Source organism: Cupriavidus sp. 21MJTG02-4, from assembly GCF_057798975.1.
On the sequence record NZ_JBYOJP010000008.1, the window covers coordinates 292023 to 315034 of the forward strand.

A 23012-nucleotide genomic window follows, 5' to 3' on the forward strand; every position below is an offset into this window, starting at 1 on the left:
TATCGCCCGCCTGATGGATGACCGGTGTATGCGCCGCCTGCGGCGCTACATCCGGCCGTCGTTCGATGCGCCGCCGCAGATATCGACCATGTCGGTCGTGACCTCTGCATAAGCCAGCATCTTCCCGCCGTAGCCATCCATGAACGCGCGGGCGCCCGAAGCATCGCGGAAGCTCGCGATCGCCGGGCCCATCGGCCCGCGGCGTTTGCTGCCGAACACGTACACGCCAGTGGTGGCGTCGAACCAGTGGCCGCGCGGACTCTCCCACTCCGCAAGCGCCATGTCCTGCACGAACACCGCGCGCACCGGCCGCGCCTGTTCGGGTTTCAGCAGCGTGTGGAACATCTCCACCGTGTCGCAGAACCAGTGCGGCCTGGCATCGCCGGCATAGAAGATCTGGGCCTTGGGGCCTGGGTAGTCGGCCAGCAGCATGCCATCGAGGTCGCAGGTGCTGGCGGACTCGATTTCAGCCGGTTGCACGGGCCCTTCCTTTACCTTGCTGCACGCGGCCAGGACGGTCAATCCACCGGCGGCAAGCAAGAAGCGACGGCGCATGGTTTTCATTAACGGAACCTCCGGGCGGCAAGGACCAGCGGCACGGCAATCCACGCCAGCATGGCCCCGCTCATCAGCCATGGGTCGGCTAAAGATGGCGAGACAATGCCGGCAACGCCGCTGAGGCCGCGCAGCTGGTCCAGTGAAAAGACATTGAGAATGCGGAAGATATCGGCCGGGTTGAGCAACAGCAGCCAGGCCAGCCAGTCGCCACTGAACAGGCCCACGGCAAAGCCACCCGAACCGCCGGGCTGGCCGCTGCTGGCGACCAGCAGCCCGAGCAGCAACAGGTCAAATACCAGCACGAAGAAGAACCAAAGCGCGATGGCCATGCCCGATGCACGGGTACGGTCACGGCTGAGCACGGACAGCAACAGCGCCAGACTCAGGAATGCGAGTCCGAGCAGGACTGCGCTCAGCACGAAGCCAAGATACGGGTAGAGGCCCTGCCATCCGAAGCGCTCGTACAGCAATCCTGCCATCAGCGCAAATCCCGCGACGGTCGAGCACGCCAGTGCACCGGCCAGTCCGAGGTATTTGCCGAGCAGCAGTTCGCCCCGCGTCAGCGGCAAGGCGAGCAGCAGGTCGAGCGAGCCCCGTTCGCGTTCGCCGACGATGGCGTCGAAGCCGAGCAGCAGCGCGATCAGCGGCACGAGGTAGATCACCAGGCTGACCTGGCTGGTGACCACGAATTCGATCGAGCGCGGCCCCAGCGTGCCCTGCTCCGCGCCACCGAAATAGCTGATCGCCACCGAGAACACCGTAAAGACCAGCGCTACCGCGAGCACCCAGCGATTGCGCACGCGATCGCGGAATTCCTTGCCCGCCAGCGTCGCCACCTGTCGAATCTCAAAGCCGATCATGCCTGTCTCCCCAGCCCGAGGAAGAGATCTTCCAGCGACGGCTCATGGATGTGCAGGTCGAGCCAGCGGCCCAGCGGTTGCAGCGCCGCCAGCACGGCCATCTTGGCCTGGGGCACGCAGCGCACCGTCAGGTCCTGTTCGGTCGCGCCCTCCTGGATCTCCAGCGCCAGCCCCGGCTCCGCCTGCAAGCGGCGGATGGCGGTCGGCCTCGCGCCCGCCTCCAGCCGCAACGCCAGGGTGACGGGCAGGCCAAGCTGCGCACGCAGCGCCGCAACGCTTCCGACCGCCTGCATGCGCCCACCTGCCATCACCGCGAAGCGGTCCGCGCGCTGCTGCAACTCGGCCAGGATGTGCGACGTCAGCACGATCGTCACGCCTTGCGTGCGCAGCCCCAGAAGGATTTCGTAGAAGTCGCGGATCGCGGCGGGATCGAGCCCGTTGGTTGGCTCGTCGAGAAACAGCACGCGCGGCTGGCCCAGCAGCGCCTGTGCGAAGCCGAGCCGTTGCCGCATCCCCTTGGAATACTCGCGCACAGGGCGCTTCGCCGCGTCCGCCAGGCCGACGCGAGCGAGCATCGCTTCGCATGCGTCTGGCGATACGCCCTTGAGCCGGGCAAAAAAGTGCAACGTCTCGCGGCCGCTGAGGTTGTCGTACAGCACCAGGTTTTCCGGCAGGTAGCCAATCCTGCGCCGCGCCGCCCTGAATTCGCGACCGGCCACCGACGCGCCGGCCACCACCAGCTCACCTTCACTGGGCGGCACCAGACCGAGCATCATCTTGAACAATGTGCTCTTGCCCGCGCCGTTATGGCCGATCAGTCCGACCAGTTCGCCCTGGCCGACGACGAAATCGACGTTGTCCACCACCCGGTGCGCACCGTAGCATTTGCCGACCCCGCGCAGCGCAATGGCGGGCGCGGCCCGGTCACTCTCCTTGATACGGCTTGTCACGCCATTCACTCCAGTTATTACGGGCTGGCCGCGTGCGCGGATAGGCATCGACGACGCTGGGCACGCGCAGGACCGGGAACTGCTTGCCGGCAAGGCGCAACGCCTGCAGCGCGGGGCTGCCGAGCAGCAGCCGCATGGCGGGATAACGCCAGCCCAGGCGGTCGACCAGATCGTTGGCCTCGTAGGGCATATCGCCGATACCGTCGCCGTCCCGGTCCCAGCCCAGGTAGTTGCTCCAGTAATTGCCCTGTCCTTTCTCCGCAGGCGAGCGCCCGCCCCAGGCCTCGTCACGCGCGCCCACGTAGCGGACCTGCTCGCGATTGCCGATCAGGTCGTTGCCCTGCACGATGTTGCGCGTGGACCCCGCCGACAGGTGCACGCCAATGGCGTTGTTGACGATCAGGTTGCCGCGCAGCTGCGCGTACTCGACGTCGTAGATAAAGAAGCCGCGCTGGTTGCCGGCCACGACGTTCCCTTCGATGACCGAGTCCTGCAAGGTGCGCAGCATGATGCCGTGGTCCGCGTTGCCCCAGGTGCGGTTGTTGCGCACGACCTGGTCGCGCACCTCCATCAGCGCGAGGCCGCCGCGGTTGTAGTAGCTGTCGTTGTCCTCCCACAGGTTGTAGTAGGAGTTCATGTAGTGCGTGCCATAGCGGCTGTGGTGCAGACGGTTGCCGCGGAACACCGCGTGGTGCGAGACATCGACATACAGCGCGTCGCGCACGAAGCTGATGTTGTTGCCGAGGATCCTGGCGCGGCGCGTGTTGTAGAGCTGCACGCCATTGCCGCGCTGCGCGGAGTTGTAGTCGCGCTTGCCGGTAATGGTGTTGCCTTCGATGCGCACGTCGTCCGCCTTCTCGATCCACAGCCCGAACAGGTTGTAGGTGAGATCGCAATGCCGCACGACCGCACGGTGCGCGCCGGGGCGGATGTAGATGCCGGCGTTCTGGTCCTTCAGGCTGTCGCCCGAGTCGCGCACGATCAGGCCTTCCACGACGACATCCGGCGCGGTGATCCGCAGCGTGTCGCCGCGCAAGGCGCCGCTGAGCGTCGGCCGTCCGACGCCGCGCAGCGTGAGGGCCTTGTCCACGACGAAGTTGCCCTCGTGGAGTCCTTTCGCGATCTCGATCACGTCGCCGGGCCGCGCGGCATCGATGGCCGCCTGCAGGCCCTGGCCGGGCAGCACGTGCCAGGTTGTCGTCGCTTGCGCGCCGCACATCATCAGGCCGACCACCAGCAGGGCAAGGAATCGCTTCATCCCGACAGCATCCCCGCGCCCTTCAGCACCAGGAACAGCACGGCGCCGATCAGCAGGTTCTTGAAGCCGACGTAGCACAGCATGTCCATGATCGACGCCTTGCGGTAGCCCGCTCGCCACCACGGACCTTCCTTGACGTAGGCGCGCCCTTTCAGGCGGATCAATGCTTCGTAGACACTCCAGCCGAACCACCAGCCGATCACCGCGCCCGACGAAAGCCGCCCGGCCGCGGCCAGCATCCACGCCACCGACGCCGCCAGCGCGATGGCTAGTCCCGCGACTTGCAATGCGCGCGCCGAGCGCCAGCCCTCTGCGCTCCACGGCCAGAGATGATCGCGCAGCTCCGCCGCGAGCCAGCGCCAGCCGCGCGTGCGCGAGTAAGGTGGCGTGACCGGATCGGTGGCCATGCGCGGGTCCGCACGAAGCGGCTTGCCGGCGGTCGCCGCAGTCGGCACGGGTTCGATCGGAATGAAGTAGCCGTCGCGGCCGATCGGCGTGATCAGCAGGCCGTCGCGCGCGCGGCGCTTGCGCTCCTTCGCCAGCGGCGGGCAGCCCGAGGCGTCGGTGTAGAGCACCATGCAGTCGAGGCAATGCAGGCACTCGCGATGGTCGATGCGGCCGTCCGCGTCGATCGCCATCGACCCGCAGCCGTTCGCACATGCCTTGCACTGGTTGCAATCGACCTTGCGGCGCAGGCCGAACCAGCGGAATGTGCTCGGCATCGCCAGCGCTGCGCCCAGCGGGCAGATGTACTTGCAGTACGGACGCTCGACGAACAGCGACAGGCCCAGCAGCGTGCAGGCAAAGAGCCCGTACGGCCATGCGCGATGGCTGATGCCGACCAGGAACGTGGTCTTGAACGGCTCGATTTCCGCCAGCACTTCCGCCAGCCCCATCGAGAACATCGACACGGCCAGCAGTCCGAAGAAGATGCCGTACTTGAGCCACTTCAGCCGGTCGTGCCAGGCGCGCGGCAACTGGCGCTGCCAGCGCTTCAGCCCGACCAGGCGGCCAAGCTTGAAGATCGCCTCCGACAAGGATCCGAACGGGCACAGCCAGCCGCAGAACAGGCCCCGACCGAACAGGAACACGGTCAGGATGATGAAGACCCAGAAGCAGAAGATGAAGGGATCGCTAAGGAACAGTGCCCAGTTCCACTGGATCAGCAGCGAGTGGAACCATGTCAGCACCTGCGTGACCGACGGCTGCGCCATCGCGCCGAAGCCGACGAAGACGATGCTGATGGCCCATGCCGCGTACTTGAACGCGTTGACCGGCCATTTGTTCTTGTGGGTCGCGCGGCGAGTCAGCCGGTCGCGCAGCGCGTAGACAATCGTGACAGCACATAGCAGCGCGATGAACAGCACGATCTGCGGCAGGCGCGCCCGCCATACCTTGTGCCAGGCGGCTTCCGTCGCCTCTACCTTGGGGCGGCCGCCCTGCAGCAGCGCGTCCGGGAGCCAGTAAGGCGCATCGAAGCTGGCGAAGCTGCGCACGCCGGTCGCACGGTCGACGCGGTTGCCCAGGAACGAAAGCTTCCACGGATATGCAGCCGAGAACGCCGGCTTGCGAATCACGAAGATGGCCGACTCGGTGTACGACGGCGCGCCCTCCGCGGCAATGCCGTAGAGGTTCAGGTAGTCCAGGTCGCGGAACGTGAACGCGTCCGCGCCCTGCCGCACCTGCACGCGGTCGTAGATGCCACCGCGCACGAAGCCCGATCCCTTGAACGACTCGGCACCTGCCGTGCGGATAATGAAGATCGCCTGCTCGCCCGCACCCAGCTGGCTGCGCAAGCCTTGCCAGCCCGCATCGCCAAGAATGCTGCGCCCGAGGTCCGGATGGTTCAGGTCGCCGAACCAGAGTTCGATGAACGGTCCCGATGCCGCCGGCAGCCCGACCTGTGCCGGCCGGACCAGCAGGCGCTGCACCGCGCCCGATTCGGCCATCTCTGCCCAGTTGTACCGCTTGCCGGTGGCCACGAAGCTTGCGGGCTCGCGATGGGAAGGCGCGAGAATGCCGACCTGCCGCGCGACGGTCGCGGCCGAAGTCGTCAGCACCTGGTTCTGCGCAATCACCGTCACCGTGGCGCCGGAGATCGCATCGACGCCCACCACGCCCTCATCGGGGCGCGACTGGCCGACTTCGATCTTGTCGGCCACCGACTTGCCCAGGTACTGCTTGTTGAAATCCAGCAGCGCCGATTCCGGAATGCCGAGCAAGAGGATCGGCTCCGAATGCTTCAACACCTTGATGCCGACATAGCGCCCTTTCGTGTCCATGCCGATCAGCGTGACCACGGGCTTGCCGGAATAGGCGGGCGTATCGGTGATGTCGGTGGACAGCATCACATAGCCCAGCAGCGTCTTCGCACCGTCTGGCGCGCTGCCGTAGGCTTCCACATAGGGCGGCTGGCCCTTGCGGTGGGAAAAGCTGGTCGCGCCGGGCAGCACTTCGGCGCATGGCAGCAGCGCGCACAGGTCCGGCGCTTGCGCCAGGCCCGGCGGCAGCGCCGCTTCATAGGCTGCGGCACGCGCGGCCGGAGCGCATGACAACAGCAGCCATGCGGTGATCAGCAAGACGAGCCATTGGCCCGGCGTGCGCATTGTCTTGTTCGCGAACATGGGGATGCCGTTCGGGGGATGGGGGCGGCAGTGTTCTGCCCGGGGCCGCGCGCCAGGCAGGCGCGGCCCCGGATGTCGAACGCTTTCCGGCTCAGGCTTCAACGATCATGCGAGTGCGCATTTCCAGGTGCAGCGCATGGCAGAAGTGGGTGCAGTAACACCAGAACACCCCGGGCTTGTCGGCGATGAAGGTCACGGACGCCGTCTGCAACGGATTGACGATGAAATTGACGTTGTACTTCGGTATCGCGAAGCCGTGCGTCAGGTCTTCGATCTTGTCGAGGTTGGTCAGGATCAGCGTGACCTCGTCGCCCTTCTTCAGCTTGAACTCGCGCAGGCTGAAGGCCGGCGCCTGCGACGTGATCTTGACCGTCACCTTGCGGCCATTGCGGAACACGCCCGAGTCCTTCGGGTCCTTGACCGCATTGGGGAAATCATCGAGCGCATAGACCTGCTTCGGGTGCAGCAGCTCGCGCTTGAAGATGATGAAGTCATGCGGCTCGCTATGCACCGGATGGTCGGCCAGCAGCACCATCTTGTCGCCCGAGATATCGATGAACTGCTCGTTCTCCGGATGCAGCGGCCCGACCGGCAGGAAGCGGTCCTTGGAGAACTTGCAGCCCACGCCGAGAAACTTGCCGTCCGCCGCGATGGTTTCCGATTGCGAAGCGTTCAGGTGCCCGGGCTGGTATTGCACGTCAAGCCGGTCGATGACGTACTTGGCATTCTTGTCGCCCTTGTGGAAGCGGATGGCCGCGTCGATGTTCCACTTCACGATCTGGCTGTCGAGGAACAGCGTGGTGTAGGCGTTGCCGCGGCCATCGAAGGCGGTATGCAGCGGCCCGAGGCCCAGTTCCACCTCGGCGACGATGGCATCGTCGAGCTTCTCGAGCTTGCCGTCGAACCAGTCCAGCACGCGCGCGAGCTCGATCACGGTACCGGTGGGAGACAGCTTGCCCGCGCAGATGAAATACTTCTGGTCCGGACTGGCATTGACGCCGTGCGGGTTCTTGGGCACGGACACATAGGCAGTCAGCGCGGTCTTCGGATCCTGGTTGGCCGCGTGCGTGCCATCGACCACCGGGACTTTCGAGTCGCCGATGTGCTTGAACTTGCCGTCCTTGATCGCGGCCTCGATGCGCGCCACGTTGAAGAACAGGCAGGCATCGCGCTCCGCGGACATCATGTCCTCGTAGTGGACGCCCATTTCGGTGTTGTACTGGTTGGTCGCGGCCAGCTTGCCGTCGTAGGACGACGCCACCAGATCGCAGTTGCCGTCGATCAGGACCTGCCAGCGCACCTCCATCGATTCCGCGTCGACACACGTGAACAGCGAGCGGTATTTGCCTGCGTCTTCGGTCGGGACATTGGGCAGCGGAATGGAAAACTCGCCGCCGCAGAACACGCGCGTGGTGTAGTTGATCTTCTCGCCTACGGGATCGCGCTTGTCCGGGAAGATGCCGTGGAAGCCCTGCACATTGGGCAGTTCCGTGATCTTGTCGCACACCATGTAGTCAAGGCGGATACGTGCGAGGCGCGCGTTGATCTTGTCGTTGATCCACGCATAGCGGCCGTCGTAATTGCCGTCCTTGTACGAAGCATGCACGTGGTGCGTATCGCCGACGGTGTACTTCAGCGCGCCGTCAGGCCGCGTTCCCATGACCGCACGCGATTCGTTGGTGATGCCCCAACCGACCAGCGCGTCGGGCACAAAGCACGGAATGCGATGGATCTCGCGGCCCGAAGGCAGGCCGAGCACGCGCATGTCGCCGGCGTGGCCGCCGCTCCAGAGGCCGTAGTACGTATCCAGTTCACCCGGCTTCAGATGAATGCTCGCTGCCTCATGCGGTGCGGCCGCGGCGCTGCCGCTGGCCGCCGCCGGCGCCGCCCCGTTCCCGTTGCCGCCCTTGTCCGTGCATGCCGCAACACCGGCCAGGCCGGCCAGCGCCGCGGTGCCGATGAAGCGCCGCCGCCCGGGCGCCGTCGGCGTATCCGGTTGCGACACGTGCTCCTGCAATTGCCTGCTCATTTTCGATTCCTCGATCCGTCATTGCAAACGGCGGATGAATTTCCGCCGACTCTTCTTCTGTTGCATCCGGATCGGAATCTTCAATTCACTTGCGCCTTGTGGAATTGACCATCGTCATGGAATTGCTAGATGTGCATCTGAAATGCATCTTTAAAAATGCAGAGCGGACAGAATAGGCGGCGCGAGAAATTGTTCGCCTTTCTATCGAGCCGAAGGAACTGCCATGTTTAAAAAAACCCTCCTGATATTGTTGTCTTCAGTCGCCGCCATTGCCATGACAGGCTGTGGCAAGCAGGACAATGCAGCACCCGCTGCGCAATCCGCCCAGCCGGCGGCCGTCGCCGCGGCCGCTGCGCCGGCAGCGGGAACGCCATCGAATGGCGGTGAAGAGAACGCGCTGGGCAAAAGCACGTTCGGCCAGGTCTGCGCCATGTGCCATGCGGCCGGCGTGGCCGGCGCACCCAAGCCTGGCGACAAGGCCGACTGGGCACCACGCATCGCACAGGGCAATGACGTGCTCTACAAGCACGCGCTCGAAGGCTTCACCGGCAGCAAGGGCATGATGCCCGCGCGCGGCGGCAATCCTTCCCTGCCGGATGACAAGGTCAAGGCCGCGGTCGACTACATGGTCGCCCGTTCGCGCTGAAGCCGATCATGCAGAAGCCCCGAATCATCGATGCCGGGCGTCGGCGCAGCCTGCGCGGTCTTGGCGGGCTGTCCCTGCTGGCCACCGGCATGTTCGTGCGGCCGGCACTGGCCGACCCCGCGGTGCATCGCGTATCGCAGCCGCTCATGGGCACGCGTGTCGATATCGTGGTCCAGTGCGCGAGCGCATCGATGGCCCGCGCCGGCATGACGGCCGCCATGGCCGAGATGGCTCGCCTGGAGCAGCGAATGAGCCGCTACCGTGCGGACAGCGAAGTGGGCGAACTGCAGCGCTGCGCGGGACGCCGCGCAGCGCGCGTGTCCCCGGAATTGTTTGCTTTGCTACGCAGCGCCGCAGACCTTTCCGCACGCAGCGGGGGCGCTTTCGATGTGACGATCGGCGCCTACGCGGGCTGGCACTTCGAATCGCCTGACGTTCAGGTTCCCGATGCCGGCGAGCTTGCGCGCGAACGCCCGCTGGTGGACTACCGCCAGGTCATCCTCGACGAAACGCACGGCGAAGTGTTGCTGCGCCGGGCCGGCATGCGGCTGGACCTGGGCGGTATCGCCAAGCTGCCAATCCTGGATACAGGCATGCAGACGCTGCGGCGCCACGGGCTCCATGACGCCATGATCAACGGCGGCGGCGATGTCATCGTGAGTGGCCAGTTGCAGGGACGGGACTGGCGCGTGGGAGTGCGCGATCCTGATGCGCCGGAACGGCTGCTGGGCGTGCTATTGCTCAGCAATGGCGTGGTCGCCTCATCTGGCGACTATGAACGCTGCTTCTTCCGCAATGGCCAGCGCTACCATCACGTCCTGAACCCGCGTACCGGCATGCCGGCCGACGGGCCGCATGGCGTCACGCTGGTCGCCTCTTCAGTCGAGGCCGTCAACGGACTCGGCGCCGCGATCATGGTGGCCGGCGAGGCTGCCGGAAGGCGATGGCTGGAGCCGGTGCGCGGCGTCGACGCGCTGATTGTTGGCGCCGGGCGACCCTGGATGTCGGACGGCATGTCCCGTCGTCTTCGCATGGCATAGTGACCGCTGCCTCCAGACGCAAAAAAGCCGCCCCCCTCACGGGAAGCGGCTTTTGGCGACTACAAGGCGACTACAAGGCGACTAATCGCCGGGAGGTCCTTTACTTCTTCAGCACCAGGTCGCCCGGCAGCGACTCGATGTAGGCAGCGATGTCCTTCAGTTCATTGCGCGTGAACGGGCGCGGCTTGCCAGCCTTGTCCGTAACGGCCGGGTTGGCGTTGACCTGGCCAGCCATGATCGCGTTTGACCGGCCCACCTGCGGCACGCCCGACACCTGGTACGACATCAGCGCGTGATAGAGATAGTCGGCATGCTGGCCAGCCAGCTTGGGATAGTCCGGAGAAATCGGGGCATTCAGGCCAGCGCCGTGGCAGGCCACGCAATTGCCCTTCTCGACCAGCGCCTTGCCGGCGGAGAGGTCAGCTGCCGAAGCAGTGGCTGCGGAGGCACCCAGCACGAGTGCGCCAATCGCGAACGAAAGCGTCTGAAGCGTCTTCATGGTTGCGGTGTCTCTCACTTCAAGGTGTTGTTCTGCGAACCGGCCTTCTGCTGCGAGTAGTAGGCCGCCAGGTTGGCGATGTCCTGGTCGGTCAGCGACGCGGCAATGCTGCGCATGGTCGGATGCTTGCGATCGCCCTTCTGGTAGCCCTTCAGTGCGTTCTCGATGTACTTGGCGCTCTGGCCGCCGAGCATCGGGACTTCATAGACTTCCGGGAACGACGCACGGTAGCCCGGAATGCCGTGGCATCCGATGCACATTGCAACCTTGTCCTTGGCAGCGTCTCCATTGCCCTTGACTTCCTGTGCCAGCGCTGCTGTTGCAGCCGCGCCCAGCACCACCATCGTGAGGAGCTTTTTCATTGTCTTAGCGGATTGGAAGTTAAACCGTGCGTGACCTGCCCTGCCGGGCGGAGACGGTCTCAGAATGCTTCTGCGGGAAGCCTGGCAGTCGGTGGGGTTGCCATTACCGTTGCCGGTAAGCCATCCACCACACTGTCGCATCCGGTTCGTTGCCGGGATGTGGAACACCATTCTGGGACCACCTCTCGCAATCACCGCGACCCGGTCGGACCGCAGGGACTTCTGAACGCGGACTGCCGGATGCTGGAGAACTGGACGTGGGGGCGCGTCAAACCGCCGCATTGTACAGCAGGCGGCACCTGGCAGTCCAGCCGATGACCGGGGAGCAACCCTAATGTCAGCCGGCGCCAACACGAACCGCAAAGGTCTTTTATACTGACCCATCCAGGAATTACGAACGACCGTTCGCGGAACTTGCCGCAGCGGCGCCATGGCGCCGCTCAGGCTCGTCCGGTTTCCATAATGAAAGCGCGCGTGACAGCGCGAAGAGACTGCACTAAACACGCCGGCCCGGCCTCATCAGGCCAGAATCCCGGCCGTCCACTTCAGGTTGCCTCATGCCAAACACCGTCAACGCTTCCGCCCAAGCCACCTCCGCCCAGCAGGTCAAATTCGAGGGTAGTGACCAGTATGTCGCCACGGATGACCTCAAGCTGGCCGTCAATGCCGCGCGGACTCTGCAGCGTCCGCTGCTGATCAAGGGTGAGCCGGGCACCGGCAAGACCATGCTGGCCGAGGAAGTGGCCGCGGCGCTGGGCATGCCGCTGCTGCAATGGCACATCAAGTCGACCACCAAGGCGCAGCAGGGCCTGTACGAGTACGACGCCGTATCGCGGCTGCGCGATTCGCAGCTTGGCGATGACCGCGTGCACGACATCCGCAACTACATCGTCAAGGGCGTGCTGTGGCAGGCCTTTGAAGCGGACGAACAGGTGGTGCTGCTGATCGACGAGATCGACAAGGCCGACATCGAATTCCCGAACGACCTGCTGCGCGAACTCGACCGCATGGAGTTCTACGTCTACGAGACGCGCGAACTCGTAAAGGCCAAGCATCGCCCGCTGGTGATCATCACCTCGAACAACGAGAAGGAACTGCCGGACGCGTTCCTGCGCCGCTGCTTCTTCCACTACATCAAGTTCCCGGATGCCGAGACGATGCAGCAGATCGTCGACGTCCACTACCCCGGCATCAAGCGCGAGCTGGTGGCCGCGGCACTGGAATCGTTCTACGAGATGCGCAACCTGCCGGGCCTGAAGAAGAAGCCGTCGACGTCGGAACTGATCGACTGGCTCAAGCTGCTGATGGCCGAGGACATTCCGGCCGAGGCGCTGCGCAGCCCGGACAAGAAGGCCGCGATCCCGCCGCTGCATGGCGCGCTGCTCAAGAACGAGCAGGATGTGCACCTGTTCGAGCGCCTGGTGTTCATGAACCGCGCCAACCGCTGATGAGCGACTTCATCCAACCCGTCACGCTGTCGGGCCAGCACGCCACGCTCGAGCCGCTGCGGGCCGAGCACGCGCAAGGCCTGCGCGCTGCCGCCGAAGACGGCGACCTGTGGAAACTGTGGTACACCACCGTGCCCGCGCCCGAGCGCATGGAGGCCGAGATCGCGCGGCGCCTGGGCCTGCAAGAGCAAGGCTCGATGCAGCCGTTCGCCGTGCGCGACGCCAATGGCGAACTGGCCGGCATGACGACGTACATGAACATCGACGCGGCCAACCGGCGCGTGGAGATCGGCTCGACCTGGTACGCGCGCCGCGTGCAACGCACGCCGCTGAACACCGAGTGCAAGCTGATGTTGCTGCGCCATGCGTTCGAACAGCTCGATTGCATCGCCGTCGAGTTCCGCACGCACTGGATGAACCACCAGAGCCGCACGGCCATCGCGCGCCTGGGCGCGAAACAGGACGGCGTGCTGCGCAACCACCACCGCATGCCGGACGGGTCGCTGCGGGATACCGTGGTGTTCTCGATCATCGCCAGCGAATGGCCGGCGGTGCGCAATCACCTGCAATTCCAGCTCGAGCGGCCGCGCTGAGCGCGCCGCCCCGCTGCCACTGATCGCGAGGCACCATGCTGATCGATTTCTTCTTCTCGCTGCGCCACGCCAAGCTGCCGGTCTCGGTCAAGGAATACCTGACCATGCTGGAAGCCCTCAAGGCCCAGGTCATCTCGCCGTCGATCGACGAGTTCTACTACCTGTCGCGCATGACGCTGGTCAAGGACGAGAAGCACTTCGACAAGTTCGACCAAACCTTCGGCGCCTATTTCAAGGGCGTGGAAAGCCTGGTCGACTGGAAGTCCGACATTCCGCTCGACTGGCTGCAGAAGACGCTTGAGCGCGAGCTTTCGGCCGAGGAAAAGGCCAAGATCGAGGCCATGGGCGGACTCGACAAGCTCATGGAGCGCCTGAAGCAACTGCTCGAAGAGCAGAAGGAAAAGCACGAGGGCGGCAACAAGTGGATCGGCACCGGCGGCACTTCGCCGTTCGGCCATGGCGGCTACAACCCGGAGGGCATCCGCATCGGCGGACCGTCCAAGGGCAACCGCACGGCCATCAAGGTGTGGGAAGCGCGCACCTACAAGGACTATGACGACCAGGTCGAGCTGGGCACGCGCAACATCAAGGTGGCGCTGCGCCGCCTGCGGCGTTTCGCACGCGAAGGCGCCGACACCGAACTGGACCTGGACGACACCATCCACGCCACGGCCGCCAACGCCGGACTGCTCGACATCAAGCTGCGGCCCGAGCGCCACAACAAGGTCAAGGTGCTGATGCTGATGGATGTGGGCGGCTCGATGGACGACCACATCAAGCGCGTGGAAGAGCTGTTCTCGGCCACCAAGACCGAGTTCAAGCACCTGGAGTACTACTACTTCCACAACTGCCTGTACGACCACGTGTGGAAGAACAACCGCCGCCGCCATGCTGAAAAGCTGGCGACGTGGGACCTGCTGCACAAGTACACGCCCGACTACAAGATCATCTTCGTCGGCGACGCCACCATGAGCCCGTACGAGATCCTGCAGCCCGGCGGCTCGGTCGAGTACAACAATGCCGAGGCCGGCTCGGTGTGGCTGAACCGCATGACCGAGCAGTTCCCGCACTTCGTCTGGCTCAACCCGGAACCGGAAGGCCTGTGGCAATACCGCCAGTCAATCACGGTCATCAACCAGCTGATGAAGGGCCGCATGTATCCCGTCACGCTGGCGGGACTGGAATCGGCGATGAAGGTGTTGTCGAAGTAAGGAAGAAAAAAGAGGCGCGGCACAGCGCCTCTTTTCCATTTCCGCCCGCAGTCAGCCGCTCGCGTCGGTGCCCTCCATCAGCCAGGCACGGAAGGTCTGCAGCGCTGGCAGATGCTGCTTATGCTCGGGATAGCACAGGTAATAGCCCTTGTTGCTGAGCACGCGCGCCGGATGCGCGACCACCAGCGCGCCGTTGGCCAGTTCTTCCTCGATCAGGCAACGGGGAATCAGCGCGATGCCAAGACCCGACAGCGCCGCCTGCGTCAGCAGCGAGAACTGGTCGAAGCGCGCCCCGGCCCACGCATCGCGCGGCGGCACACCAAGTTCCGCGAACCAGTCGGGCCACGCTTCCGGCACCGTGGTGTGGTGCAACAGGGGATACTGCAACAGGAACTCCGGCAACCCCGCTGCGTCGTGCGGTGGTTCGCCGAGCAAGCCGGGCCGGCACACGGGCACGATTTCGCGGCCGATCATATAGTCCGCCACGCTGCCCGGCCACACACCCACGCCGAAGCGGATCGCTGCGTCCAGTTCGGGCTCCGCAAATACGTAACCCTGTGCGTGCGGGATGAACTCCAGCTTCACTTCGGGATGGCGCGCGAAGAACTGTGGCAGCCGCGGGATCAGCCACTTGGCCCCAAGCGTCGGCATGCTGGCGATATGCAGCGTTCCGGCCTGCTGTTCGCGGCCCGCTGCCTCGACCGTGGCCGCCTCGATCTCGTCAAGCGTCGGGCGGATGCGTTCCAGATAGCGCGCCCCGGCCGGAGTCAGCTCCAGGCGCTGCCGCACCCGTTCAAACAGTTCCACGCCGAGCATGGATTCCAGGCTGCGCACCTGCTTGCTGACCGCCCCCTGCGTCACATGCAGGTCCCGGGCCGCGGCAGTAAAACTGTTGTGGCGGGCAGCCGCCTCAAACGCCTGCAACTCAGTCATCGACGGCATCATACGCCGCATACATCACCTCAACTTCACGACCAAATGGAATGACCGTGCGATTTTAATTCGTTTGCCGAGGGCTTGCTGGCGCGAGCAGAATCGGGGAAACCGCTTTTCTCCCACTCGCTCCCTTCTTCCCAATCACCATGCAACGTCGACAAGTCTTCCGCGTTCTCGTCGCGGCCTCGGCCGCTTTTGCCGCCTGCGCCGCGCTGCCCGCCGCCGCCCAGAACCACTACCCGAACAAGCCGATCACGCTGGTGGTGCCCTTCCCGGCCGGCGGCACGACCGATATCGTGGCGCGCATCGTCGCCGACAAGCTGGGCCAGCAGCTCGGCCAGGCCGTCGTGGTGGACAACCGCGGTGGCGCGGGCGGCAGCATCGGCACCGCCTACCTGGCCAAGGCCGCGCCGGACGGCTATACGCTCGGCATCGCCACGGCTTCGACGCACGGCATCAACCCGGCCGTGTACCCACGGCTGTCCTATGACGCCACCAAGGACTTCACGACCATCACGAACCTGGCCTCCGTGCCCAACGTGATGAGCATCCATCCGTCGGTGAAGGCCACCGACATGAAGTCGTTCATCGCGCTGGCGCACTCGCAGCCGAACAAGCTGGCCTATGGCTCGGCCGGCAATGGCAGCGTCTCGCACATGATGGGCGAGCTATTCAAGATGAGCAGCAAGACCGAACTGCTGCACGTGCCTTACAAGGGCGTGGGCCCCGCGCTGAACGACGCGCTGGCCGGCCAGGTCCAGGTGCTGTTCGACAACCTGCCGTCGTCGCTGCCGTTTATCGAAGGGGGCAAGCTGCGCGCACTGGCCGTGGCCGCGCCCAAGCGCGTGGCGGCACTGCCGAATGTGCCGACCTTCGCCGAACTGGGCCTGCCCGAAGTGAACGACGCCGCGTGGTTCGGCCTGATCGCCCCGGCGAACCTGCCGGCCGAGCTGCAGGGCAAGCTGAACGCGGCAGCGATCAAGGTGCTGGCGTTGCCCGAGGTGAAGGCTAAACTGGAAAAGCTGGGCGCCACGCCGGTGGGCAACTCGCCTGCGCAGTTTGCCGCGCAGATCAAGAGCGAAGTGGCCAAGAACAAGCGCGTGGCCGCCGCGGCCAAGATCTCCCTCGACTGATTGCCGCCGCACCATGACCGAAGCAGACCGAAATACCGCGGACAGTCCGTACCAGCTTTACCAGCCGGAAGGCCCGGCGAGCGCGCTGTTCCTTGATTCGCCGCACAGCGCCACTGTCTATCCCACGGACTTCCGCCCGGATGCAAGCCTGCCCTTGCCGCTGCTGCGGCAGGCCGAAGACACCTTTGTCGACGAACTCTACGCGGGTGCGCCGGCACGCGGCATTCCGCTGCTGTGCGCGGGCTTTCCGCGCAGCTACCTGGACGCCAACCGCGGGCTCGAGGAAATCGACGAAGCCCTGCTCGACGCGCCGTGGCCCGGCGCGAAGCAGGTCACGGCCAAGACCCGTCTCGGCAAGGGCCTGGTCTGGCGCGTGCTCGACACCGGCGAGGCGATCTACGACCGCAAGCTGAGCGTGGAAGAAGTGCAGGCGCGCATCAACCGCTGCTACCTGCCCTACTACGCGCAACTGCAGAAGCTGGCTGATCATGCCGTGGCCGCGCACGGGGCGGCATGGCACATCAACTGCCATTCGATGCCGAGCCAGGCGGCGCAATATGCCACCGAGTTTCCAGGGCTGCAGCATCCCGATTTCGTGATCGGCGACCGTGACGGCACCACCTGCGACAAGCGCTTCACCGACCGTGTCGAAGGCGTGCTCAAGGACATGGGCTATGACGTCTGGCGCAACCACCCGTACAAGGGCGTGGAAATCGTGCGCGTGGTGGGGCAGCCGCAGACTGGCCGCCACAGCCTGCAGCTCGAGATCAACCGCAAGCTCTACATGGACGAAGCCGGGCTGACCCATACGGCGGGCTTTGCCAAGCTGCGGCACAACCTGAACGCCATGCTCGACGACCTGCTGAAGTTCACGCGGTCCATGCCTGCCCGCGCCCTGCCCTGAGCCGCGGCGCAAGATGCCCGGATGCAGCACGCTGCATCCGGGTTCATCACAGTTGCACAACGTACGGGCTTTCTGATAAAGCCACGCAATGATTGGTGCATAACAAGAATGGGTAACAAAGTTTAGGAACTTCCCAAGATAGGTTTCCTCTATCATGGCAATCCTTTGCGAACCCACGCTTGCCGGAATGGCAAGACAGACACCGTGATCCGACGAATTTCCAAACTGATCGGCAGCCGCCTCAGCATGCTGGCCGCCGCAGTCACCGGTGCGTTGGTGCTGGCGGGCTGCGCCAATATGCCAGCTGATGGCACCGATGCCGCCAGCCAGTCCACGGCCGCCGCGGCACCCGCCCGCCCCGCCGCCGCGCCCGCTGCCCCGGCAGCGCCCGCCACTGCCGCCGCAACCGAACCGACCAAGACCATCACCCTGCCCGACCGTGGCCGCGTCAGCCTTGCCGAATACCGCGCGAAGATGCGCGAGCAGCTGATGAAGACGGAGAGCGCCACCAGCGACGTCGCCGACTGCGCCGCGCATGCCAGCTGGGTCGTGCCGCGCTCGGCCACCTACGATGCGCTCAAGATCCCCACGGGCGCGCTCGCCAGCGGCCAGGCCACGGTGGAACCGTGGAACGGACGCTTCTCGCCAGGCAAGCAGGCCGTGCCGGTCAACTCCGTGGTGACATTCTCCGCCCTGGCCCACAAGCGCCGCGGCGAGGAGCCATGGCAGCAGGTCAAGGTCCGCTGCGGCTATGACGATGGCATGATGCTGGCCTATGAATTGCTGGACAGCAGCGGCGCCACGATCTCGGAACCCGCTGCGGCACCGGCCGTGCAGACTTCCCGCCATGCGTCGTCCAGCAAGAGCCACAAGGGCGCGAAGGGCAAGTCGAAGGGCTCGTCAACGGCATCGACCAAGAGCAGCGCGTCCGGCAAGTCTTCGGCGAAGGCATCTTCCTCTTCGTCGAATTCGTCCGGCAAGAGCACGAGCAAGAAGAAGCACTAGCCGACGGAAAAAGCCGATGCAAAAAGGCCCGCCATGATGGCGGGCCTCTTGTGCTCGCTGCGGCAGTCTCAGCCCAGGAACTCCAGCACAGCCTCCAGCATCGCCGTGCCCAGCAGCGCGCTGCGCGCGCCATTCCAGCCAACCGCGGCATCGGGCAGGTCGGCATTGTCCTTGAACGGCATTTCGAGCGTCAGCGACAGGCAGCCGAAGGTGTGGCCGATGTACTTGGACGCCAGCTTGAGCGCGTCGGCGTTGTACTTGCTGGCCGCATAGCCGTGCACGTCCTGGAAGTCGGGCGTGACGCGCTTGAAGGCTTCGATGAAACGCGCCTGCTCGCCGCGCTGCTTCTCGGTGAAGCTCGGCAGCATCTCGCTGCCCGCGACGAAGTTGTAGGGCAGGCCCTCGTCGCCGTGGATGTCGAAGAACAGATCGCAGCCGGTCGCTTCGATCGCGCGGCGCACATGCCAGACTTCCGGGCTCGTGTCAGGGCTCGGCGTCATCCATTCGCGGTTCAGGTTGGCGCCGGCGGCGTTGGTGCGCAGGTTGCCGCGCGCCGAGCCATCCGGGTTCATGTTCGGCACGATATGGAACACGGCTCGTTCGAGCAGGCGGCGCGCGACCGGGTCGTGCGCCCACATACCGCTGCCCGTCAGGCGCTGCAGCACGCCTTCGCAGAACCACTCGGCCATGCTTTCGCCCGGATGCTGGCGCGCGATCATCCAGATGGTCTTCTTGCCGGGGCCCGGCTGGCCCACGGTGACGCGGGTCAGGTCGCGGCCATCGACGGTGCTGCCGAGGTGCGACAACTTCGCCAGCGGCGAGCGCTGGCACGTCGCCAGCAGCGACAGGTGCCGCTCTTCCGGATAGGGCTCGAAGTACGCCAGCCACACGCTGTCATGCTCGGGCGTGAATTCGACGGTGAGCACCTGTCCGTCGTAGCGCGTCGGCACGCGGAACCAGTTGGCGCGGTCATACGATGCCACCGCACGGTAATCGCGCCAGCCATCCGGATAGGTGCACTCGCCGGCATTCAGAAACTGCAGCCGGCACGGCTGCCCCGCCGCACCCTGAAGGCGAAAGTGGAACCACTGGCGGAATTCCGCGTGGGAATCGGCGCGGATGCGCAGGCGGATGTCGTCGGCATGATCGAGCGCTTCGACTTCGATCGCGCCGGAATCAAAGTGGGTCGAGATATGCAGGGCGGAAGGCATGACGGGCGGCTCCGTGGATAGGTTCAGTCTTCGAGTCGGCGGCGGAACACCCAGCGGCCGTCGTCGGAAGCGGTGGCATCGAACGCATAGCCGTCTTCGGCAAAGCGCTTGAGCGCGGCCGGCTCCGTGACGCGATGCGTGACCGCATAGCGTGCCATGGTGCCGCGCGCGCGCTTGGCGTGGAACGAGATGATCTTGTAGCGGCCGCCCTTCCAGTCCTCGAACACCGGCGTGATGATGCGCGCATTCAGCACCTTCGGGCGCACCACCTTGAAATATTCTTCCGACGCCAGGTTGACCAGCGTGGGTGCGCCCTCGTGCTTGAGTGCGGCCATGTCGCCGTTGAGCAGCTGCGTGACATCGTCGCCCCAGAACGCATAGAGGTCCTTGCCCGCGGCGTTATCGAGGCGCGTGCCCATCTCGAGGCGGTAAGGCTGCATCCGGTCCAGCGGACGCAGCACGCCGTACAGGCCGGACAGGATGCGCACATGCTTCTGCGCGAAGCCGAGGTCATCGGCCGACAGGCTCTTCGCATCGAAGCCGTCGTACACGTCGCCGTTGAAGGCCAGCACCGCCTGCTTGCTGTTGGCGGCGGTGAACGACTCGGACCAGTCCGCGTAGCGCGTGACGTTGAGCACCGCGAGCTTGTCCGAAATGTCCATCAGCGCGCCGACATCCTGCGGCGCGAGCTTGCGCAGGCGCTCGATCAGCACGGCGGAACGGTCGATGAAACGGGGCAGCGTATGGGTCTTGATGCGCGCGGGCGTCTCGTAGTCCAGGGACTTCGCGGGAGACAGGACGATGAGCATGGCAAAATCGCGGGAAACACAAAGCCAAGATTGTAGCGAATGACCAACCCGACTTCCGGTGACACCTCCGCGCCCAGCCTCGCCGACATCACATCCGCTGCCAGCCCTGCCCCGCGCGTGGTGCTGGATTCCAATATCTGGGTCGACCTGCTGGTGTTCGGCGACCCGCACTGCACGCCGATCCGCGCGGCACTGGAAGCCGGCACTATCGCCCCGGTGATCCGCGCCGACTGCCGCGAAGAACTGCGCCGTGTGCTGGCCTATCCGCAATTCGCGCGCTTTGCCGTCGATATCGACGCGGCGCTCGCGGTGGTGGACCACTTCAGCACGCTGGAGCCGCTGCCCGCGCAGGAAGACGCCGACGCCATCCGGCTGCCGCGCTGCAAGGACACCGACGACCAGAAGTTCGTCGAACTCGCGCACTTCTCGCGGGCCGCCTGCCTGGTTTCGAAGGACAAGGCCGTGCTCAAGCTCCGAAGTCGCCTGCGCCGCTCCAGCGGCGTGGAAGTGATGACGCCGCCCGCGTTCGGCCAGTGGCTGGCCGCGCTGGCCGCTGCAGCCTGATCGCCCCGAATCCCTTTAGAATGGCCGCTGTTGCCGCTATAGCCTGGTCCGGCAAGCCGTTTTCCGTCATCGCACTCCAACGTTGCAGCCCATGTCCGCAGACTCCACCCTCGCCCCACTGACGCCGCCCGCATCGCGCCTGCCCTCGGTCGGCACCACGATCTTCACCGTGATGTCGGCGCTGGCCGCCGAGAAGAACGCTGTCAACCTGGGACAAGGATTTCCGGATTTCGATTGCGATCCGCGCATCGTCGATGCCGTGACCGACGCCATGCGCGCCGGCCACAACCAGTACCCGCCGATGGCAGGCGTGCCGCGCCTGCGCCAGGCCATTGCCGACAAGATCGCGACGCTGTACGGCCATCGCTACAGCTGGGAAAGCGAGATCACCGTCACGGCCGGCGCCACGCAGGGCATCCTCACGGCCATCCTGTGCGCGGTGCATCCTGGCGACGAGGTGATCGTGCTGGAGCCGTGCTACGACAGCTACCTGCCTGCCATCGAGCTGGCCGGCGCGACCGCCGTGCCCGTCACGCTGGAGGCACCGTCGTTTCGCGTGCCATTCGACCGCCTGGCGGCAGCCATCACCCCGCGCACGCGGATGATCCTCATCAACACGCCGCACAACCCGACCGGGACGATCTGGCGCGCCGCCGACATGGAAAAGCTGGCGCAACTGCTGGCCGGCACCGACATCCTGCTGCTGTCGGACGAGGTCTACGAGCACATGGTCTATGACGGCCAGCCGCACGCCTCGGTCTCGCGTCATCCGGAACTGGCGCGGCGCAGCTTCGTGGTGTCGAGCTTCGGCAAGACCTACCATGTGACCGGCTGGAAGGTCGGCTACGTGGCCGCGCCGGCGGCGCTGTCGGCGGAATTCCGCAAGGTCCACCAGTTCAATGTGTTCACCGTGAATACGCCGGTGCAGCATGGCCTGGCCGACTACATGACCGACCCGGCGCCGTACCTGGAACTGTCTGCCTTTTACCAGGCCAAGCGCGACTACTTCCGCGCGGGGCTGGCCAACACGCGCTTCAAGTTGCTGCCTTCCGAAGGCACGTACTTCCAGTGCGTGGATTACTCCGCGATCTCGGACCTGAGCGAAGCGGATTTCTCGATGTGGCTGACGCGCGAGATTGGCGTGGCGGCAATCCCGGTCTCGGCCTTCTACACGCAGCCGCGTGAATCGGGCGTGGTGCGCTTCTGCTATGCCAAGAAGGAAGAGACGCTGGCACTGGCGCTGGAGCGGCTGGCGAAGCTCTGAGAGCCGTACAGCAGAGACAGAGACGCCCGCGGCATGCCGCGGGCGTTTTGCTTTTGGCGCAATGGCCGTGCTTACTTGTTCCGGCTCATCATCAGCTCGGTGTTCGCCTTGCGGTCGGCATTGACCTTCTGCACCGACGGGCGCTCCGACAACGTCTTCAGGTAGTCCTTGACCGGCAGGTCGGCCAGCAGGTCCTTGCCGTAGATGATCTTGGTGCACGACGACACCAGCGGCAGGTGGACCGCGGCGGCGCAATCGGCCAGCGTGAAGGTATCGCCCGCGATAAAGGGCGAGAACTTCGCCAGCTTGGCAAACGCCGGGATATAGCGCGTCAGCAGCTTGAGCTGGCGCTCCTTCACGTTATCGCTGACCTTGCCGCCGAAGAACGCTTCCGGATACAGCTCGCGCGCGGTCAGTTCCAGGTACAACTCAAGGAAAGTGACGATCTCGCGTACCTTGCCGGCCTGCAGCGGATCGCGCGGCAGCAGCGGCGTTTGCGGATAGGCGGCTTCCAGGTATTCGTTGATCACCTCCGACTCGCACAGCGAGCCCGATTCGGTAATCATGTAGGGCACCTTGCCCGCCGGCGTGGCCGCCAGGTCGGTCTCGCCGATCCATGCCAGGACTTCCTCGAACGGCACATTCTTTTCCAGCAGTGCCAGCTTGACCTTGTTGTAGTAGTTGCTGGCGGCAAACCCGCAAAGTTTCAGCATGTCGTCTCTCTCCTGTTGGAATCACGCTTGCGGGCGCAAAGCCCGCAGCGATTGTGAACCATCCCGGTCCTCCGATGCCGCCGGACTGGCCGATCAGCGCACGCTGCCCGCGTTCCGGCTATTTCCGGAAAGGTGCATAAAACGTACGATCGTGCTAATTTAACCACAACTTCAGGGACGCAATATGAGCACTTTCACCATCGAGACGCTGGGCATCGTCGGCACCGGCGCCATGGGCCGCGGCATCGCGCAGATCGCGGCGCAGGCAGGCCTGACCGTCAATCTGTACGACGCCAACCCGCAAGCGGTGGAAGCGGCGCGCAAGTATCTGCAGGATACGCTCGGCAAGCTGGCTGACAAGGGCAAGATCTCTGCTGCCGACGCCGAGGCCACGC

The 23012-nt window shown here is 65.1% G+C and carries 23 protein-coding genes; 11 read left to right on the forward strand and 12 right to left on the reverse strand.

Annotated features, from left to right (window positions below):
• Positions 1–45: 45 nt before the first annotated feature.
• The 6 genes from AC3FKH_RS18450 to nosZ all read right to left on the reverse strand — a co-directional run bounded on the left by AC3FKH_RS18450 (position 46) and on the right by nosZ (position 8279).
• Entirely contained in the window at positions 46–564 is a 519-nt protein-coding gene (locus AC3FKH_RS18450; RefSeq protein WP_488677269.1) for a nitrous oxide reductase accessory protein NosL, read from the reverse strand.
• Positions 564–1418, reverse strand: coding sequence for an ABC transporter permease (locus AC3FKH_RS18455; protein WP_488677270.1), 855 nt, complete (start codon positions 1416–1418; stop codon positions 564–566). The genes AC3FKH_RS18450 and AC3FKH_RS18455 overlap by 1 nt, the downstream gene beginning before the upstream one ends.
• Positions 1415–2368 (reverse strand): ABC transporter ATP-binding protein, encoded by a 954-nt coding sequence (locus tag AC3FKH_RS18460; protein ID WP_488677271.1) that lies wholly within the window; start codon positions 2366–2368, stop codon positions 1415–1417. Before AC3FKH_RS18460 ends, AC3FKH_RS18455 begins: the two co-directional genes overlap by 4 nt.
• On the reverse strand, positions 2343–3626 hold the full coding sequence (locus AC3FKH_RS18465; RefSeq protein WP_488677272.1) for a nitrous oxide reductase family maturation protein NosD: 1284 nt from the start codon (positions 3624–3626) through the stop codon (positions 2343–2345). The genes AC3FKH_RS18460 and AC3FKH_RS18465 overlap by 26 nt, the downstream gene beginning before the upstream one ends.
• Positions 3623–6250 carry a 4Fe-4S binding protein gene (locus AC3FKH_RS18470; protein WP_488677273.1) on the reverse strand — a complete coding sequence of 876 codons (2628 nt, stop codon included), beginning with the start codon at positions 6248–6250 and terminating at the stop codon, positions 3623–3625. Before AC3FKH_RS18470 ends, AC3FKH_RS18465 begins: the two co-directional genes overlap by 4 nt.
• A 91-nt stretch (positions 6251–6341) precedes the next feature.
• Positions 6342–8279: a TAT-dependent nitrous-oxide reductase gene (gene nosZ, locus AC3FKH_RS18475; RefSeq protein WP_488677274.1), complete on the reverse strand. Its 1938-nt coding sequence runs from the start codon at positions 8277–8279 to the stop codon at positions 6342–6344.
• Between the two features lie 223 nt (positions 8280–8502).
• Between nosZ and AC3FKH_RS18480 the strand changes: the two genes are divergently transcribed.
• Both AC3FKH_RS18480 and AC3FKH_RS18485 read left to right on the forward strand, forming a co-directional pair.
• Complete coding sequence (locus AC3FKH_RS18480; protein ID WP_488677275.1) at positions 8503–8925, forward strand: c-type cytochrome; 423 nt, start codon at positions 8503–8505, stop codon at positions 8923–8925.
• Between the two features lie 8 nt (positions 8926–8933).
• Entirely contained in the window at positions 8934–9965 is a 1032-nt protein-coding gene (locus AC3FKH_RS18485; protein ID WP_488677276.1) for an FAD:protein FMN transferase, read from the forward strand.
• 100 nt (positions 9966–10065) lie between these two features.
• Here AC3FKH_RS18485 and AC3FKH_RS18490 read toward each other — a convergent pair whose 3' ends face one another.
• Entirely contained in the window at positions 10066–10464 is a 399-nt protein-coding gene (locus AC3FKH_RS18490; protein WP_483710976.1) for a c-type cytochrome, read from the reverse strand.
• A 14-nt stretch (positions 10465–10478) separates the two neighbouring features.
• Complete coding sequence (locus AC3FKH_RS18495) at positions 10479–10826, reverse strand: c-type cytochrome (RefSeq protein ID WP_483710975.1); 348 nt, start codon at positions 10824–10826, stop codon at positions 10479–10481.
• A gap of 557 nt (positions 10827–11383) precedes the next feature.
• Here AC3FKH_RS18495 and AC3FKH_RS18500 point away from each other — a divergent pair.
• The 3 genes from AC3FKH_RS18500 to AC3FKH_RS18510 are packed head-to-tail and all read left to right on the forward strand — an operon-like array spanning position 11384 to position 14078.
• Entirely contained in the window at positions 11384–12274 is an 891-nt protein-coding gene (locus tag AC3FKH_RS18500; protein ID WP_488677277.1) for an AAA family ATPase, read from the forward strand.
• Entirely contained in the window at positions 12274–12867 is a 594-nt protein-coding gene (locus AC3FKH_RS18505) for a GNAT family N-acetyltransferase (protein ID WP_488677278.1), read from the forward strand. Before AC3FKH_RS18500 ends, AC3FKH_RS18505 begins: the two co-directional genes overlap by 1 nt.
• Before the next feature lie 35 nt (positions 12868–12902).
• Positions 12903–14078, forward strand: a complete 1176-nt coding sequence (locus AC3FKH_RS18510; RefSeq protein WP_483710972.1) for a vWA domain-containing protein — start codon at positions 12903–12905, stop codon at positions 14076–14078.
• A 51-nt stretch (positions 14079–14129) separates the two neighbouring features.
• On the opposite strand, the gene AC3FKH_RS18515 is transcribed toward AC3FKH_RS18510, so the two are convergent.
• A complete protein-coding gene (locus AC3FKH_RS18515; RefSeq protein ID WP_488677279.1) occupies positions 14130–15032 on the reverse strand; it encodes a LysR substrate-binding domain-containing protein in 903 nt (300 codons plus the stop codon).
• 128 nt (positions 15033–15160) lie between these two features.
• Between AC3FKH_RS18515 and AC3FKH_RS18520 the strand changes: the two genes are divergently transcribed.
• The 3 genes from AC3FKH_RS18520 (at position 15161) to AC3FKH_RS18530 (ending at position 18056) form a co-directional block, all read left to right on the forward strand.
• Positions 15161–16147, forward strand: a complete 987-nt coding sequence (locus AC3FKH_RS18520) for a tripartite tricarboxylate transporter substrate binding protein BugE (protein ID WP_488677280.1) — start codon at positions 15161–15163, stop codon at positions 16145–16147.
• A 13-nt stretch (positions 16148–16160) separates the two neighbouring features.
• Positions 16161–17051, forward strand: a complete 891-nt coding sequence (locus AC3FKH_RS18525) for an N-formylglutamate amidohydrolase (RefSeq protein ID WP_488677281.1) — start codon at positions 16161–16163, stop codon at positions 17049–17051.
• Positions 17052–17255: 204 nt separating this feature from the next.
• Positions 17256–18056 (forward strand): BspC domain-containing protein, encoded by an 801-nt coding sequence (locus AC3FKH_RS18530; protein WP_488677282.1) that lies wholly within the window; start codon positions 17256–17258, stop codon positions 18054–18056.
• Positions 18057–18124: 68 nt separating this feature from the next.
• On the opposite strand, the gene AC3FKH_RS18535 is transcribed toward AC3FKH_RS18530, so the two are convergent.
• Both AC3FKH_RS18535 and yaaA read right to left on the reverse strand, forming a co-directional pair.
• A complete protein-coding gene (locus AC3FKH_RS18535; protein WP_488677283.1) occupies positions 18125–19267 on the reverse strand; it encodes a M14 family metallopeptidase in 1143 nt (380 codons plus the stop codon).
• 23 nt (positions 19268–19290) lie between these two features.
• Positions 19291–20076, reverse strand: coding sequence for a peroxide stress protein YaaA (gene yaaA, locus AC3FKH_RS18540; RefSeq protein WP_488677284.1), 786 nt, complete (start codon positions 20074–20076; stop codon positions 19291–19293).
• A gap of 39 nt (positions 20077–20115) precedes the next feature.
• On the opposite strand from yaaA, the gene AC3FKH_RS18545 reads away from it, so the two are divergent.
• Positions 20116–20640: a putative toxin-antitoxin system toxin component, PIN family gene (locus AC3FKH_RS18545; protein WP_488677285.1), complete on the forward strand. Its 525-nt coding sequence runs from the start codon at positions 20116–20118 to the stop codon at positions 20638–20640.
• A gap of 91 nt (positions 20641–20731) precedes the next feature.
• The gene (locus tag AC3FKH_RS18550) at positions 20732–21904 is read left to right on the forward strand and encodes a pyridoxal phosphate-dependent aminotransferase (protein ID WP_488677286.1); all 1173 of its coding nucleotides are present in this window, start codon (positions 20732–20734) and stop codon (positions 21902–21904) included.
• 71 nt (positions 21905–21975) lie between these two features.
• Here the strand turns inward: AC3FKH_RS18550 and AC3FKH_RS18555 are convergent, their stop codons facing one another.
• Positions 21976–22617 (reverse strand): glutathione S-transferase, encoded by a 642-nt coding sequence (locus AC3FKH_RS18555; RefSeq protein WP_488677287.1) that lies wholly within the window; start codon positions 22615–22617, stop codon positions 21976–21978.
• A gap of 184 nt (positions 22618–22801) precedes the next feature.
• Here AC3FKH_RS18555 and AC3FKH_RS18560 point away from each other — a divergent pair.
• Positions 22802–23012, forward strand: a 211-nt coding sequence (locus AC3FKH_RS18560) for a 3-hydroxyacyl-CoA dehydrogenase NAD-binding domain-containing protein (RefSeq protein WP_488677288.1), incomplete at its 3' end; no start/stop codon positions are given.